The sequence below is a fragment of the Pseudoflavonifractor phocaeensis genome (genome assembly GCF_021531815.1).
GTDB lineage: Bacteria > Bacillota > Clostridia > Oscillospirales > Oscillospiraceae > Lawsonibacter > Lawsonibacter phocaeensis_A.
In genome coordinates, this window is the sequence record NZ_JADYUM010000014.1 from 20,823 (window position 1) to 37,957 (window position 17,135).

General features: G+C 42.6%; 11 protein-coding genes and 1 pseudogene. All 12 read left to right on the plus strand.

Features of this window, described 5'->3' with window-relative positions:
• Window positions 1-16 precede the first annotated feature (16 nt).
• The 12 genes and pseudogenes from I6E42_RS09400 (at window position 17) to I6E42_RS09455 (ending at window position 17,112) form a co-directional block, all read left to right on the plus strand.
• On the plus strand, window positions 17-844 hold the full coding sequence (locus tag I6E42_RS09400) for a ParA family protein (RefSeq protein WP_235371666.1): 828 nt from the start codon (window positions 17-19) through the stop codon (window positions 842-844).
• Window positions 801-2,192: a CD1107 family mobile element protein gene (locus I6E42_RS12920; RefSeq protein WP_412761299.1), complete on the plus strand. Its 1,392-nt coding sequence runs from the start codon at window positions 801-803 to the stop codon at window positions 2,190-2,192. The genes I6E42_RS09400 and I6E42_RS12920 overlap by 44 nt, the downstream gene beginning before the upstream one ends.
• Before the next feature lie 132 nt (window positions 2,193-2,324).
• A complete protein-coding gene (locus I6E42_RS09415) occupies window positions 2,325-3,008 on the plus strand; it encodes a hypothetical protein (protein WP_235371667.1) in 684 nt (227 codons plus the stop codon).
• A gap of 131 nt (window positions 3,009-3,139) precedes the next feature.
• Window positions 3,140-3,226 (plus strand): annotated as a pseudogene (locus I6E42_RS12925) (hypothetical protein); the annotation flags it as partial.
• A 36-nt stretch (window positions 3,227-3,262) separates the two neighbouring features.
• A complete protein-coding gene (locus I6E42_RS09420) occupies window positions 3,263-4,201 on the plus strand; it encodes a relaxase family protein (protein ID WP_412761300.1) in 939 nt (312 codons plus the stop codon).
• 300 nt (window positions 4,202-4,501) lie between these two features.
• Window positions 4,502-4,738, plus strand: a complete 237-nt coding sequence (locus I6E42_RS09425; protein ID WP_235371669.1) for a helix-turn-helix domain-containing protein — start codon at window positions 4,502-4,504, stop codon at window positions 4,736-4,738.
• Between the two features lie 45 nt (window positions 4,739-4,783).
• Window positions 4,784-7,045, plus strand: coding sequence for an AAA family ATPase (locus I6E42_RS09430; protein WP_235371670.1), 2,262 nt, complete (start codon window positions 4,784-4,786; stop codon window positions 7,043-7,045).
• Window positions 7,046-7,077: 32 nt separating this feature from the next.
• A complete protein-coding gene (locus I6E42_RS09435) occupies window positions 7,078-10,479 on the plus strand; it encodes a DEAD/DEAH box helicase family protein (RefSeq protein ID WP_235371671.1) in 3,402 nt (1,133 codons plus the stop codon).
• Window positions 10,480-10,491: 12 nt separating this feature from the next.
• Window positions 10,492-12,405: an FmdB family zinc ribbon protein gene (locus I6E42_RS09440; RefSeq protein ID WP_235371672.1), complete on the plus strand. Its 1,914-nt coding sequence runs from the start codon at window positions 10,492-10,494 to the stop codon at window positions 12,403-12,405.
• Between the two features lie 3 nt (window positions 12,406-12,408).
• Complete coding sequence (locus I6E42_RS09445) at window positions 12,409-14,001, plus strand: nuclease-related domain-containing DEAD/DEAH box helicase (protein ID WP_235371673.1); 1,593 nt, start codon at window positions 12,409-12,411, stop codon at window positions 13,999-14,001.
• On the plus strand, window positions 13,989-14,819 hold the full coding sequence (locus I6E42_RS09450) for a DNA adenine methylase (RefSeq protein ID WP_235371674.1): 831 nt from the start codon (window positions 13,989-13,991) through the stop codon (window positions 14,817-14,819). The genes I6E42_RS09445 and I6E42_RS09450 overlap by 13 nt, the downstream gene beginning before the upstream one ends.
• Entirely contained in the window at window positions 14,806-17,112 is a 2,307-nt protein-coding gene (locus I6E42_RS09455; protein ID WP_235371675.1) for a DGQHR domain-containing protein, read from the plus strand. The genes I6E42_RS09450 and I6E42_RS09455 overlap by 14 nt, the downstream gene beginning before the upstream one ends.
• Window positions 17,113-17,135: the final 23 nt, after the last annotated feature.

Sequence of the window (17,135 nt, forward strand, 5' to 3'; positions counted from 1 at the left end):
AGGTGGTTACAAAGAAATGCAGAACAAAGCAACGGTTATCGCCTGTGTAAACCAGAAAGGCGGAACCGGTAAGACCTGCACAGCTGAGAATCTTGGTATCGGCATGGTGCAGGAAGGTAAGAAAGTCCTTCTGGTGGATATGGATCCGCAGGCCAGTCTCACGATTTCCTTAGGTTATCCGAGGCCGGATGACCTGCCGGTGACGGTATCCGATCAGATGGCAAAGGTCATGCAGGATATCCCTATCCCCCTAAAGGAAGGTATCTTGACTCACGAGGAAGGCGTGGACCTGATGCCTGCGAGCATTGCACTGTCAGGATTAGAGGTTTCTCTGGTAAATGCTATGAGCCGCGAGTCGGTTCTGAAGCAGTACCTGGAGCCTCTGAAAAAGGAATACGACTTCATTATCCTGGACTGTATGCCTTCCCTTGGAATGCTAACGGTCAATGCACTGGCTGCAGCGGACCAGCTGGTGGTGCCGGTTCAGGCACAGTATCTGTCCGCAAAAGGTCTGGAGCAGTTACTTCAGACAGTCAACAAGGTGAAACGGCAGATCAATCCAAAGCTTCGGGTGGAAGGGATTCTTCTCACAATGGTGGACTCCCGAACAAACAACGCCAAGGAGATCGCATCTCTTATCCGAGAAGCCTATGGCAGTAAGCTGAAGGTGTTCGATGTGGAGATACCAAGGTCTGTCCGTGCAGCCGAGATCAGTGCCGAGGGCAAGAGCATCTTTGCTCATGATCCCGGCGGAAAGGTAGCTGATGCCTACAGGCAGCTTACAAAGGAGGTGATCCATGATGCCGAAAAAAGGCGCAAACATCAGCTTGAGCAGTTACGATGATATCTTCGAAACAGATGCGAGCCGCGCTGAGGCAAAACAGGAACGCATTCAGAGTATTTCGATACTTGATTTGGTTCCTTTCGAGAATCATCCGTTTAAGGTAGTCGATGATGAGGCGATGCTGAGGACGACCGAAAGTATTGCCCAGTACGGTGTGCTGACTCCCATCATCGCAAGACCTTTGGAAGATGGCGGTTATGAGATCATCTCCGGGCACCGGCGAGTTCACGCAGCTGAAGCTGCAGGGTTGGATGAGGTTCCGGTCATTGTTCGTGATATGACGGATGATGAAGCGACGGTCCTCATGGTAGACAGCAACCTGCAGCGAGAAAGCATTCTGCCTAGTGAGAGGGCTTTTGCTTATAAGATGAAGCTGGATGCTTTGAATCACCAAGGTCAGCACACTTCTGTTCAAGTTGAACAGAAGCAGAATTCGCGAAGCAAGGTGGCACAAGAAACAGGACAAAGTGAGGCTACGGTATTTCGTTTCATCCGTCTTACCAACTTGATCCCCGACCTTCTGGAGATGGTGGATCAGAAGCAGATATCCTTCAATCCTGCGGTGGAACTGTCTTACCTGAAACCCGAAGAGCAGGAAATCTTTATGGAGGCCATGGACATGGCGCAGACAGCTCCCTCCCTTTCCCAGGCACAGCGTATCTCCAACATCAACCCTGATGGCAGCTTCAATATCACTATCGATCAGGAAGCTTTGAATGGCTTGATGGATCTGGCTATGGGACTGTTCTTCAAGGACACTTCCACCCCGCCCCTCACTCCCGATGGTAACCTGACTCTTCTGGATGATGTGGGAAGTCCTACTGGTGCAGGAAAGCAGTTCATCACCATGGTCACTAAGTCAGGAAACACTTTCTATCTCATCATCGATCGTGATGATAAGGGCGAGGAAAATGTCCACTTCCTGAACCTGGTTGATGAAGCGGATCTGTTTGCACTTCTGGATGAGGACCAGCAGGCAGCTTATCAGAAGCCTACCGTAACCGCTCCTGTTGAGCAGACTCCGACTGAAGAGAAGCCTGCAGATGAGACTACTACCGAGAAAGAACCGGAGGCAAAGCCTGAAAAGAAGGGCATGAATCCCATGCCAATCCTTCTGGTCATACTCCTGATGGCTGGTGCAGGTGGCGGTTATTTCTATCTGCAGACCAAGAAGAAAAAGACTGCCGAACAGCAGCGTCCTGATCCCGATGCAGACTACAGCGAGGATGATGACGATGAGGATGTCTACGATATTCCTGAGGAGGACGAAGTAGATGATGCTGAGGCAGATCCTGAGGGTGATGATGACTATACTGAAAGCTATCAGCCTGATGACGAGGACGAATAAGCAATAAGGGCGATGCCCGGGCGGCCGAAAGGCTGCCTGATACATAAGAAGTCCTTTATTTTGGACACCATGAGTCGTATAATAGTAATATAAAAAGATTGGAGATTGGAGAATGGTTGTAGAATGAAAAATATGTCCAAACACGAAAAATTCACTATTGGTACTGCCGTTTTAGCCGTGGCTCTTCTGATTATTTCATGTTGTCCTGGGGGCTATGAAGAGGCAACGGGTATTCTGCAAGGAATTGCAACAGGTTTGTTGTCAGGCGTTGTTCTTCTATTTGTGGCTGGAATTAAAAACAGAGAGGTCGATGAGTTAAATAAGACGCTTTCTTTTTATCGCGAATTAACTCGAGGACTGGCTGATATTGAGCATGCGTACAGCACCTATTATCACAATATATACCATGGGAAAATTGATAAGATGACTGCAAAAGAGTACGTCCAAGTATTCTTTGATCTATATCATGAGTTTCGGGATGCATATGCAAATCTAGACAACATAGAACAATATAACACCAGAAAAGAAGACGCAGAAAAAATCGCGTCGCTAGTTCCTGTATTACTAGAAACCGTAAATGATACTTGGAAAAAACTATTAGAATTTACTGGATGTAGTGAAAGAACTTTAGACGATACCGTTAGAAAGGCTATTTTAGAACAACATGAAAAACAAGAAATAGTCGATTTTTTATCACCACTAGCGGAAAAGTATTATGAAATATCGAAAAAAGCTATGAACGCTGAAGGAACGATGTATAGATACGAACTAGAGCAAGAAAACAAACTCAACCATATAATGAAGTCATACATTTGATCCTTACATACCTCTCCCTTCTCCCATCCCGGAGATTGGAGAGGTAATTTTTATGTAAGGAGGACTCGTCTTGAGCAAACTTGTTTTGGCTGAGAAGCCGTCTGTGGCCCAGAGCATCGCCAAGGTTCTGGGTGCGAACAAACGCTGCGACGGATATCCATAACCATGTCATTTTTAATTCCACTGCACTGGACGGAGCCAGGAAATTTCAAGATTTTCATCTGTCCGGACTGGCACTTCAGAGACTCAGTGATGTGCTCTGCCTGGAGAATGGTCTGTCGATTATTGCGCCAAAGCCCTACAGCGAACGGCAGAAACGAACCGTCTTCCCTCGCCGTCCGAAGCTCAGAGATCAGCTCTGCGAAGATATCGACCGCATCTTAAATGCAGAAAAGAAGCCAAAGGATTTCAATGAATTTCTGCAGCTGCTGGAAGCTGCTGAGTATGAAATCAAGCAAGGCAAGAATGTATCTGTCCGAGGAAAAAATCAGAAACGGTTTATCCGGCTGAGCTCACTTCCGGAAGGTTACCGGGAAGCGCAGCTGCGAAAAGTTCTCGATGGTACTGCCGAGCATACGCCTATTGTTATACCGAAAGCCGAAAAGCGGTTCAGCCTTGTTATCGATATTCAGGCAAAGCTTCAGGAGCGTGGCGCCGGTTATGAACGCTGGGCTAAGAAATTCAATCTGAAGCAGATGTCCCAGACGCTGCTCTTCCTCAGAGATAAAGGCCTGGACTCTATTGATGATCTGGATGCTGCAGCTGCGGCCGGTGTTGCTAAGCGGGATGCTCTGCTTGCCGACATCAAGAAGGCAGAAACCAGACTTGTCGAGATCGGTGTGTTGAAAAAACACATCGTCAACTACTCGAAGACCAGGGCTGTCTATGAAGAATACCGCAGGTCCGGCTACAGCAAACGCTTCCTGAAAGAACACCGGGAGGCCATCACCCTTCATAAAGCAGCGAAGAAAGCCTTCGATGAACTTGGCGTAAAAAAGATTCCCAAAGTAAAAGACCTGAGCACCGAATACGCCCAGGTCCTTACTGACAAGAAGAGAATGTATGCAGAATACCGACAGGTCCGCGATGAGGTGCAGGAGCTTCTGATCGCACAGAGAAACATCGCAACGCTCTATGCTGAAGATCATGGCGAGGAGGAATCTCAAAAAAAGAAATCGACAAAAGACAGATGATTGTAACCGGATAGTGGCCCATTTGGCTGCTATCCGGTGTCTTTTTTTGTATAGCGTTTCGAAGAAATGCGTAGCCATCGCTTGCGATGATCAAGAAGGGATTGGGATTATCCCAACAAGTTTTCGGAATAGAAATTCTGAAAAGGGCGCCCGCGCACCCTGCTTGCGAATTACTGATTTTTGGTGAGGTGACAAAAAAATTGGGCAATAGACGCGCATGTTATAATTGATTTTCCGCGAGGTTTAGAGTAGAATAAATAGTTGGAGTAGTATGCCCTTTTGTAATGAATGGAGATTTGTATGAGTTATTTATCGATCAGACAAACATCAGAAAAATGGAATATATCGCCCAGATGGATTAATGATCTCTGCGCAGATGGAAGAATTCCCGGTGCGATGAAAATAGGCTCCTACTGGGCAATACCTGAAGACGCAAAAAAGCCTAAAGATGGACGCGTTAAAAGCGGAAGATACATAAAAACAAACACTTCGGATAAACCTGAAACCCAAGAACGAAATACGTCTTTTAAGAAGTAGTAATCAAGAGCCACAGGTCTAATCTTAAGAAACGAGGATACTATTATGGCAATTCGCTTATGGCCACAGGACTATGAGAGAAAAGATCATATTACAAAAGCCGAAAAGGCTTTGTTGAGAAATGCTGCTCGAAATTTCAAGAGCGGCCATATTGCGGTTGGCATTGATCCTTTGGGTATGAGTACTGCCTCTGTAAAAATGGGCATGTATATTTCTTCAACAGAAGGCCTTCTTACATATTCGCTTTATGAGGGTAAACTGGATCCCGCTAAGATCGACGCATATCTCATGTATGTAAAGATGGTTGAAGACCAGATTTATGCACGTTTACTCGATTCCAAAATGCTAATCGTGCGTAATGGAGACTATAAGGTATTGAAGTTCCCGTACAAGCATATTGTCATGTTCCCTGATGAGAAGCTGGGAATGGCTTCTGGCTCAAAAGCCCAATTGCAGAGATTGTACTCCTATGCGACATATGGCTTTTTTCAGCCAATCACCTCTGAAGGTAAAGAGAAACTTGTAAAAGATCTCCAAATGTTTGGGGATATCCGAAAATCCTACGACAAATCCTTCTCTGAAATATCGGATTTAGAGTGCCGTGCTATTTTCGAGCGCCTAGCGCCGGAATATACGGTCGTAATGAATGAGACTGAAAATGTCCGTATTGAATCGAAGAAGGTAGCAATATCCGATGAGGATTTGAGAATCACCGGACGCGAGCAAGAATACAAGACTTTCTTCCTGGATGAGTATCAGGTTGCTGTTGTCAACGACATGGGTAAAGGCCACAGGGTCATTCTTGCAAACCCAGGTGCAGGTAAGAGCGTTTTGCTTTTATCCAAAGCGTTCAAGTATGCCAGTATGTATAAAGACTCAAATGTGCTGCTTACATGCTTTAACAACAACCTGGCCGATTCCTACAACTTCAAAAAAAGCTGTGCAAACTTCGGTAAGAACCATCACCTCTACATTATGACGCTTCACAAACTTGTGAAAAAGATCTATGAGGAGTGTTTGCATACTCGGTGTGCCACAAACATAGCTACCGATGAAGAGATTCAAGCGTGTATAGAGCTTGTTCGTTCAGGCAAGGTTAAGCTGCGTTTCAAAGCTATTTTTATCGATGAAGTGCAGATATTTGACCCTTTGTATCTGCAACTTTGTTATCTGCTTCTTGAACCAGGAGAAGACAGCGTTTTTCTCATGGCTGGAGACCTTAATCAAGCGGTTCGATCCCTTAGCCGTAAAGGTGATGCTCCCTGGAAACGTATTCCTGATGTCAAGCTCGATTTCACCGGCCGTGTTAGATACATAGAAAAGAATTATCGCAACAGTAAGGAAATCGGTGAGTACATCCGAAATATGCTCACCCTGATGAATAACCGTCTTTCCATGCTGGATATGATTAATTCTATGGAGTACGAGTATAACTCCTTTAAGGTTGGAGATAATCCGACAGTTGCTCTTAAGGTTAAAACCGCTGTAAACCGGATGGATATCCAAAAGGAAGTAATCGCGGCTGTAAAGGAAATTGCTATCAAATATAAAATCGGATATTCCGATATTGCTGTGCTGTTTCCATATAAGCAGCATAAAATCATTAAGTATTTCTTCATGTATTGGCTGACAAAAGCTTTGGATGAAGAAGGTATACCGTATTCCCTAATCACATCTTCAGATGACGATCCTTTTGCAAAGAAAAAGTACAGTGAAACCTCGGGAGTTGTTGTATCAACAATCGATTCTTCTCTTGGGTTGGATTTCAAGGCAGTTATTTTTACCGGTCTGTATCCATACAACTATGTTTTTGGCGAAAAGTCGAAGAAAGAAATCAAGTCTTGGTCTGCTATCAAAAAAATGGATGAAGACGACCAATCCAAGGTTCAGAGCCAGATGCGTTCAATGTACACGGCTTGTTCAAGAGCACGTGATGTATTGTATGTTATCAGTGATCTTACTCCAGGGTCACCTATGGAAGAGATCATTAATTGTGCGGGAATGAAAGTGGCTCCTTCTTCTGTCCCTACACCCGTTCATAGAGGTCCCAAGACGACCGACGGGCAAAATACACCTAAAACAATCTTAAGAACCGCTTCATCCAACCGTTCAGATTCACTTCCGGCAGTTACGGATAAAGTGATTATTACAGCCAAGGTGAAAGAAACTGGAGCTACGGCCAAAATACAGGTTGATTTGAAAAAATATCCTTTGCAGAAGGGGATTATCGGCAAAAAAGTTGGAGAGTCATTTTCTTTTGGCCCTAATTCAAAAACATACACCATCCTCAGCATTGCTAAAGGATGAGTTTTGAAATCATAGATACAAGGAGATAGCGTATGGCAAACAATTATAACATTATGGCAGACTACATTGTCTCCAAGTACATTGAACGCGTTTCCGGAAGTGATATTGGAGATACTTTTGTAGACGAGGACCCTGCAGAGCGTGTAATGGTAGGTATGCTGGCAGAAAATCGTGTAGACGACAGTTTTGCCGGAGGATATGTTGAAAACAACAGCACTCGTTTTGAAAGCGTTCCGTCTATTAGCCTCTCTTTTATTGTGAAAAAGAATCAGACTGGAGTTCTTAACATTTGTCCTCAAGGTCTTCTTTTCTATTCTGTCGAACCAGACTATCAAAAGACCGTTGAGTATATGCTGACCAAATATCGCGAAAAAGATAACTTCCATTACGAGTCGATAGATCAGTTATGTGAGCGTTATCCGAAAGAGAAATTCTACCTTCCTTTGACTTATAAAAAGATAAGTATCGCGGATGTGATGGGGGGTGGTATTCAAATCCATTTAGATGCTCTTCCGGGAAGGACTTTTCATCTGGAAGATCTGATAAACGAAAGGCTTTCAGAGTTATCAGATCGGATTGCAAATGAAATCGCCATTATCCAGGCAGATCGCGTAACTTTTTTTGATCTTGCGGACGAGACTGCCTTTAAGCTGAAAACTGCAGTAAGGGAAGAAAAGGTTCAGCCTCGTTGGAATATAGATATTTACTGCACTGTGATTGATGAGGGTGAATGCCTGAGGTTCCTTCTGCAAATGGTCAATAAGACTCCTGTAGAAGGAAAGAAGAATATAGGATACCTTCCTAAAGTTTTTAACGCAGGGATGCTTGTTAGAGGAAATGAAGGTATTGTATTCCAGGATATCAAATTGGACTATTTCAAGAGCAGCTACAAAGAGCGTTCGCTTGTTTATGCTGTTGCCGAAAATACTTCAGCCAGATATATCCCTGAAGAAAACGCCATCTGTACTGATAATATTCCCAAGTACTATCAGATGCGGTTAAAGACCAAGGATGATTACAATCAGTATGTTACATTCGACAATTTAATCGCGGACCCGATTGGCAATCTCACTTTTATCTATAATGCCATGAGAGAGGATTATTCTCGCTGTGAGGCAGAATTGCGCTCTACTTCTTTTGCGTCTGATATTGCCAAGGAAAAATTTGTTGAAGCTTTAAGAGAATACCAGCGTGAAATCAATCGTTTCAAGAACGGAATTGATCAGATCAAATATAAAGACAATGTAAAGAGAGCATTTCTTTACATGAACCAGACCTTCAGGCACAAAATGGAGGGCGAGCATCGCACAATCGTTGGATGGAGACTTTTCCAGATTGTTTTTATTGTGTCTTTGATTTGCGAAGTTATTCGGAGTGAATATCCGGATGATACAACTATCGCAGAAGTCGATATCGAAGTGGCAAATTTACTATACTTCCCAACCGGTGGTGGTAAAACTGAGGCCTTCTTGGGTGTCAGTGTATTTGCTATGTTCTTTGATCGCCTCAGAGGAAAGAACGATGGTATTTCTGCTATTTTGAAGTATCCGCTTCGTCTGTTGGCAGTGCAGCAGTTGGACCGTGTTCTTACCATTGTAATGAAAGCAAACATTATCAGGGAACGGAGCGATGACCTGTGCTTCACAAATCCTTTCCAGGTTGGCTTCTTTGTTGGAAAAAGCAATACGCCGAACAAGATTAACGCATATGAAATGTTGAGTGACCGCGGAGAAAAAGGAAAGTCAAAGAGCTTAATTCTTGAAAGTGATCAAGATACATTAAACGACTACTACCGCTTTATTGATACCTGTCCATGCTGTGGGAAAAAGATGGTTAATGTCCGCTTTAACCGAGACACATGGAAACTGGAGCATATCTGTGACAATCCAGAATGCAAAATTGGCGTATTCCCGCTATTGATAGTCGACAGTGAAATTTACAGATACCTCCCTTCGATTGTTGTAAGTACAATCGATAAGATGGCAATGTTGGGAACCAGTAATGAATTCCGTACCCTTTTCGGCCAGGTAAAAAAACGCTGCCGCATTCACGGATTTTCCAGTAGCTCCTACTGTGCTTGTGATGCATGCAAGAACCGTAACACCTTAGAAACTGTAGGCTTACTGAAAGATCCTATTCCTACGCTGTTTATTCAGGATGAGATGCATCTTGTTAAAGAAAGTCTGGGTACTTTCGATGCTCATTACGAATCCTTTATCAGTTATTACGCAAAAAAACTTGTTCCTCATTCTCAGAGAAAGCAGGTTCGTTTTATTGGAGCAACGGCCACTATTTCTATGTACAAGGAACATATTCATAATCTGTATCATATGGCAGGCAGACGCTTCCCTTGTGAATATCCGTCTGTTAAGAGCGGTGAAGATTTCTACTCCTATACGGATAAGAAAGACATAACAAGAATTCTGCTAGGATATGCACCCTATGGCCGTTCTATTACTGATGGCATGTGGGAATCTGTCTATATTATGCGCCTTGTTGTTTATCGGATGATTCAGTTCTTCGAAGAAGGCTATAAGGAAATATGTGCAAATGGGTTTGACGGAACACTAGAGCAGTATAAAGACATGCTCTATGACTACTGGATCGAGCTTGTGTATAACAACCGCAAACAAGATGCAATGGAACTGGAAAATGCCTTCCAAAACCAGGGTAACAACTATCTGGAAGCCAAAGGCGTTCCTAGGTTTGTTATTAAACAGATGACAAGTGATATTGATTTCCAGGATGTTAGAAAAACGCTCTTTGATATCCAGGCTAATCATAAAAATCATGAAAGCACAAATCTCATTTTGGCAACCAGTACGATTTCGCATGGTGTCGATGAAGATTCATTTAATGTGATGTATTTCTTCGGAATGCCTAATAATAATGCGGAGTATATTCAGGCCTATTCCCGAACCGGCCGAAAATACACCGGCATTGTTATTGATATCATTAGGTTGATGCGAGTTCGCGATCGCTCCTACCTCAAGAATTTTGTGGTATTCCATCAAAACAGAGATGATCTGGTTGAATCAGTGCCGATTAACCGATGGGCTAAAAATGCTATTTATAGCACCCTTCCTGGCCTCCTTGCTGGACTGATCATGCAGTATTACACAGTACAAGTTGGTGAGGATAATCTTTATTCGGTTGTGAAAGTTAAAAAGCTGCTTACCGAAGGAGCTATTGATATTGAAGATGCTATTGAGAAATTGATTGCAATATACGGTTGCAATCCTCAGGAAAAGCTTTCTCTCGCCTACGAGGAAACTATTCGTGAAGAAGTGACCAATATCCTCACTGGCATCCGTAATGGAAACTTCGACAAGAATGAATTCCTTTCTGATGCCATCGCAAAATTCTCAAGAGGTAAGAAAAAGCCGATGACTAGTCTTCGTGATACCGAAGAGCAGATTGAGATTAAGATCTAAGAGGGCGAAAATATGAAGAGAAGCAAAAATCAGGCTGTATATCGTTTTTTGCCGGAGATGTGGGTCTCTGAGAAGACAGAATCAAACGATGCTGTAACCGCCCGGATTCGAAACTGGAATCATATTAGAATGACGGGTATTTATGAAAACTTTATAGAAGGTGAAATCAAGCGCCAGATCCGCCTCTTTGGTAAAAGGGAAGGTGACATCAGCGCCTTTAACGTTGAGGATGGAGCACATTCTTTCTGCATTGTCGAACCTGCTTGTAATGAGGGTATTCCAGACATTATTGGTGAAATCTCTCCCTTGGTGTTTTATTGCAGCTCTTGCGGAAAAGCTTTTGAAGAACGTGGAGCAAACGAGGTTGATAAATACACATGGAAGTGCCCTGATTGCGGAAAGCGTTCTGTAAAGCAGTTACAGATGATCTATTCTTGCGAGTGCGGATATGCACAGCCGGTTAAAATTCCCTTTGTGCGCGGAGTTAAGGATTTCAAATTCAGACCTAACGAATCTCAGTACAAGATGTTCTATCGTAGTGGAAATAGTGAGAAGCCTGCAGAATTTGTGCAGATGTGCCCGAACTGCAACTCGAGGCTTGTTCCAGACAACGCCAGTTCTGGTCGAAACTATAAGCCATTTACATTGAGAATTATCAATCTTGTTGATGCCGGAAGCGGTCAGTTCTATGAAAAAGGATTGGAAGCGCAAAAAACTATTGTTGCACGGTGGTTTGGCAAAATATCGACTGAAGACTTTGAATATATTCTGAACAATATTGAGCTGGCGTTCAGTGATGCATTTAGAAGTGACTCCAGAAGAAAGGAAGCTGAAGACCAGGTTCGTGGCCTAATTGCTATCGGCTTAGTACCTGAATCTGGTTTTGAAACGGCCGTTAATAAAATTCTGGAGACAAACGCAAGTGGCCAGAGCTCCAGAAGCGTGGAGCAGTATGTAGCTGCGTGCGATGAACTGTTTGCAAAAAAGAAAGCTGAGAATTTAATTGTCTATAACGAATGGTTGAATAACTTCTCTTTTAAGTTGATGCAGTACAATACCATCAAATATGCAAAGAGAACCATATCTCTACAAGATTCCATTCAGCGTCAGTTAGATATGGAGTTCATCGATTCTGCTGATGAAATTTTGCAATTGAACCGGCGTATGGGAATCGCAAATATGCAGGTGTCCTGCGATATTCAAATTGTGAATTGCACATATGGATATTCCCGTAAAGTTGCGGATCCTAAAAATTCAAATAACAGAAACTGCCGCTTAAAACTGAATGCATATGATCGTACTAAAGATGGCACGGCTAACTTGGTTTACGGTGCGAAGCTTGATACAGAAGGAATACTTTTTGAAATTAGTCAGAGAAGAATCATTGAGTGGCTTTTCAGGAACGGAATCATTAGAGAAGAAATCCTTCCCGATATGGATGATGAACTGGCGATAAAAAAGTGGTTCTCTGAGTATGTGCATAGTGATGTCATATCTATGTTTGGTGACATTGATGCACAGGAAGTCATTACCAAAAATGTTTTTGCACTGCTTCATTCCATGTCACATGCCTTTATCAATGCAGCTGGTGAAATAAGCGGCTTATCTAGTAATTCACTTACTGAAATTATAATTGCAGAAACCGCAAGTATTTTTATTTATGCGCAAACCAGTCAGGGCATCCCTCTCGGAGCGCTGTCTGGCATGGCTGAATCTAGCTATGCTTATTTCCTGAGGAAGGTTCTTGACGAGTCAAAAAATTGCGTGTTTGATCCGATATGTACAGAGCGTGATGATACTGCTTGCAGTGCATGTCTGATTATTCCTGAGATTTCCTGCAACCATTTCAATGCAGAGCTTGGTCGTAAGTATCTGTATTCGATAGATGGTGTATCAACCCCTACTATTGGTTTTTGGGAGATGTAATTAATGGCCATTATGTATCCGAAGAGCATATCAGAATATATGCCTACCGATTCAGAGAGAATTGTATATCATGAATTGAAAACCCAGCTTCCGGACACATTCGAAGTCTTCTATTCTGTCAAATGGACAGACTCTGAAGATGGAAAACTAATAAAGTCTGAAGCAGATTTCATCGTGACGAGCCCTGAATATGGGTTTCTTTGTCTTGAGGTAAAAGGTGGCAGCAATATTCGTATCGAGGATAATGTCTGGTATGTCGGGGATGATACTCATGGCGAGCGAAAATTGAAACGTTCTCCATATGACCAGGCTGAACGTAGCATGTATTATTTCACGCAAATGTTCTCCAATAAGTTCAATATGGATTATCAGGGGATTTTTGGTGCAGGTGCAGTCTTCCCTTTTTATCCAATCGGACCGGATGTTACGCTGGACAAAAGACATCGTGATTGCACGATAGACAGTAATGACTTGAACTCCATTCACAGCAAGATTAAATCCATGTTTCGCCTGTGGAAAGGTAAAAAATACCGTTGGTTTTATCCTAGCGGGCAGCATGCGGCTTTGATGGAATTGATTCGTGAACGTTTGGCTATTTCTGCAGCAGCAGGAGCGTTGGTAAAATATAAGGACCAGCAACTTGACGTTATAAATCGTGTTCAGGACGGGTACGTTTACTTTTTGAAAAACATGAACCGTTTTTATATCAGAGGTGGCGCTGGAACCGGAAAGACCTGGATTGCTATGAAGATGGCGGAGGAGTCTTATTCACAGCATCAAAAAACATTATTCATGTGTGCATCTCCTCATCTCGCAAAGAAGGTGCGAGCCTCGCTGTCGCAAGGAATAGATGTATATGATCTTGCAGACCTTTTAGATCAATGTGTTGAGGAGATTGGTTTGTTGGCTCCACCTTTCTATGCAGGCGTAATGGAGCATCTTCGGGAGGTCTATCCACACTATGATGCAATATATGTTGATGAAGCGCAGGATCTTACTGAAGAATTAGCTCGATTTGTAAACACCTTGTTGGTTGATACGAACTCCAGACTGGGTGTGTTTTATGACGATGTTCAAATATTGCGGCAGGATAGTTTTAATAACGGATTTGCGATAGAATCACGCCCTTACCTGCTTCATGAAAATATTCGTAATACTGCGAATATCTATAATTGGACTGCTGAAAAAACGCAACTCGGAACAGATGTAATATCTAATCCGGTTGAAGGCCCGATGCCAGTTACAGAATATATAACAGAAAAAGGTCAGATGACCCACCGACTTGAAATGCTGTTTAGGAAGTATTTAGACGATGAGTATTTGCCTAATTCTTCACTGGTTCTGATCATCGATGATGTTGAGGCTTTTCAGTCAGAATATCCTGATGGAATTGCTAAGTGGAACTTCGTTCATCGTGAAGTGGCGATGGATAACGAAATCCAGATTGCATCCGTGGCGGAATATAAGGGATTAGAAACAGATATGGCTGTTTATATCCACTCGCGCGATGCGTCAGAGAATCTTAATTATATAGCATACACGAGAGCCAAATACTATTTGATTGAACTTGTGAGGGAATACGAATGGCACCGATAACATCTTTTATACGATGGGCTGGCGGTAAATCCTGGCTTATTCCATTTGTCCAAGACTTGACGGCAGACTTGAAATATAACAATTACTTTGAGCCTTTCATGGGTGGAGCTTCCATTTTTTTTGCTCTTGATATAAAAAACAAAAGTTTTCTTTCTGACATTAACGAGGACTTGATAAACGCATTCACTGGCGTGAGAGATAATGTTGAAAGCGTCATCGACTGCCTGAAAAATTGCAGCACGGACTCGGATAGCTACTATAGGATTCGTGCATTAGAGCCCACGGACCCCGTGGAGAGAGCAGCTCGCTTTCTTTATCTTAATGCCACTTCCTTCAATGGATTGTACCGAGTTAACAAGCTTGGGAAATACAATGTTCCTTATGGCCAAAGGTCTGTTTCATTCAACTATGACCGGCTGACGGACGCAAGTAAAAAGCTTTCAAATGCCGATTTGAGTTGTCATGACTTTGATAGTATTAGAGCGTTATTATCGCCAGAAGATCTAGTCTTTTTAGATCCTCCCTATGCTGTTACAAAGGGAGACAACGGTTTCCTCGGCTATAATCCTAGATTTTTTTCACTAGAAGATCAGTACCGTCTTGGCGAGCTGATTGATTATATCAATTCCATTGGAGCGTATTATATTCTAACAAATGCGGCTCATGAAAAAATCGAAGAAATATTCTCTTCTAGAGGCCGCATGGTTTCATTAGAAAGAAATAGCTTGATTGGCGGGAAAAAAGCTTACCGCGGAAAAATCAAAGAGTACATTTTTACAAATATTCCGGAAAGGAGCACCAATAATGGAACGGACTGATTGGACTAAGATGGTATCCGAACGAGCATTGTCCACAGAAAAGAGTTTACGCAAAAAAATCTTTGTATCAATGAAGATTGCTGCTTCTGACCTTCCGGCAATGATTGATCAGGGATGGGAAAAATCGAAAGAATATAAGAGCCCCAAATTTGTAGGCATCACCAAGGAAAAACCAGCAAATGAACAATTCGAGGACCTAGTATGGCTTCTTTTTGCTAATATGGGCTTTTCAGAAATGAATGCAGGAAGCCCTTTCGAAGTTAGCTATGATTTTCATGATGACAGTCTGAAGTATCCTGTCAGTGTCGTAGCGGTTGACGATGAAACTATTTTGGTCGTTGTTTGCCAGGCGACTGACGAGGTGACTGAAAGAAGTTTCGCTGATGAAATCCAAGAATTTAGTTCTAAGATCTCCGGAATTCGAAAAGAAATATTGAAACAGTATCCTGGTCGAAAAACAAAGTTCATCTGGGCTACACATAATTATATTACCAATCGGAGAGATCTTGCTCTTCTGGACAAGGCAGGCATTGCATACTTTAATGATTCAGCTATTGAGTACTATAGCGAATTGGCAAAGCATCTTGGTTCATGTTCTAGATATCAGCTTCTCGGTAATTTGTTTGCGAACCAGGAAATTAAGAACATGGATGACAGAGTCCCTGCAATCCAAGGCAAGATGGGAGGATATACATACTACTCCTTTTCTATAGAGCCGGAAAAGTTGCTGAAAATTGGATATGTGCTGCATCGATCTGAGGCCAATCAAAATATGATGCCGACATATCAGCGAATTATTAAAAAGAAGCGTCTTCAGGATGTTCGCGCTTTTATTAATGATGGTGGATACTTCCCGAATTCAATTATCATCAGCATTGATTCAAACGGAAAAGGTCTAGCATTTGACCAATCCTCAACTAAGATTGATGGGACTATATCCAAGATAGGAATATTACATATCCCGAAGAGATATCGTTCAGCATACATTATTGACGGACAGCACAGACTTTACGGATACTCTGACTCAAAATATGCAGCAACCAATACTATTCCCGTTGTCGCATTTGTGGATTTGGAAAGAACAGAACAGATTAAACTGTTTATGGATATTAATGAGAATCAAAAAGCGGTTCCGAAATCTCTGCGAGTTACCTTGAATGCAGATATGCTGTGGGAGTCTCCTGATTTTAGCGAGCAGCGACAGGCATTGCGTTCTAAAATTGCTCAGATGCTCGGTGAGGAACCCACTTCTCCTCTCCATGGCAGGGTTGTTATTGGTGAGAATGAGTCCACACCGGAAAGATGTATTACCGTAGAAGCGATTCAGTCTGCATTAAAAAAATGCCGGTTCTTTGATACCTATGGGAAAAAGAACGCCCTCCAGAAATCAGGCACTTTTGATTGCCAGAATAATCAAGAAACCTGTGACCTTTTCTATCCGTTTATAGAAAAATGTCTTTTATACATTCGAGAGGCCTGCCTTGATGAATGGAATAAAGGTGATCGCGACAGTGGAATGCTGACTATGAACCGTGGTATTCAAGGTGTTATCCGTGTGATTGACGATATTGTGAACATGCTAGTTGACAAAGCTATGATTTCACCGAAGTCGCAGGACCTTGATGACATGTTTGGTCTTATTCGCTACTATTTGAAACCTCTTGCAGATTATATAAACAACCTTACTGCTGAGCAGAGAAAAGATCTTAGAGGATATTTCGGTGGTGGCGCAGACACCCGTTTCTGGCGAGCATATCAGAAAGCTGTTTCTGATGCGAGACCTGATTTTAATCCGGAAGGCCTGGAAGAATACTGGCAGAATGAGACTAAGGTATATAACGAAGAAACCAAGAGTATGCTTCGTGAAATTGAGTCTAAAATTAAACTTATAGTTTCATCCAGACTTGAAGAGTATTATGGCGACAGCTGGCTCGTCAAAGGTCTGCCTAAAGCCATTTATACGCGTGCCAAGGGTGAGGCTGATGAGGCTCGGTATGAACAGATCAGTAATGATGATGAGGATGTTGAGATTCCTATTTGGGATTATGTGACCTTGGCCGAATGCAAACCTATAATCCTTAATGGTAAGAACTGGTCCCTTCTTTTTGAGGATTCCATGGTGAGACCTGAAGAAGCAAATATGGTAGGTGGAAAAGACCCTAAAACAGATTGGATCTTAAGGGTTAATAGCATTATCAATAAACTAGCCAAAGATAGTTACAGTGTGCCGGTAGATGAATATAGCTATGTCAAAAGTGTACATGAATGGCTGATGGGCATCCTTGTTTTTTAATTATCCAGCCATTTCCATGAGGT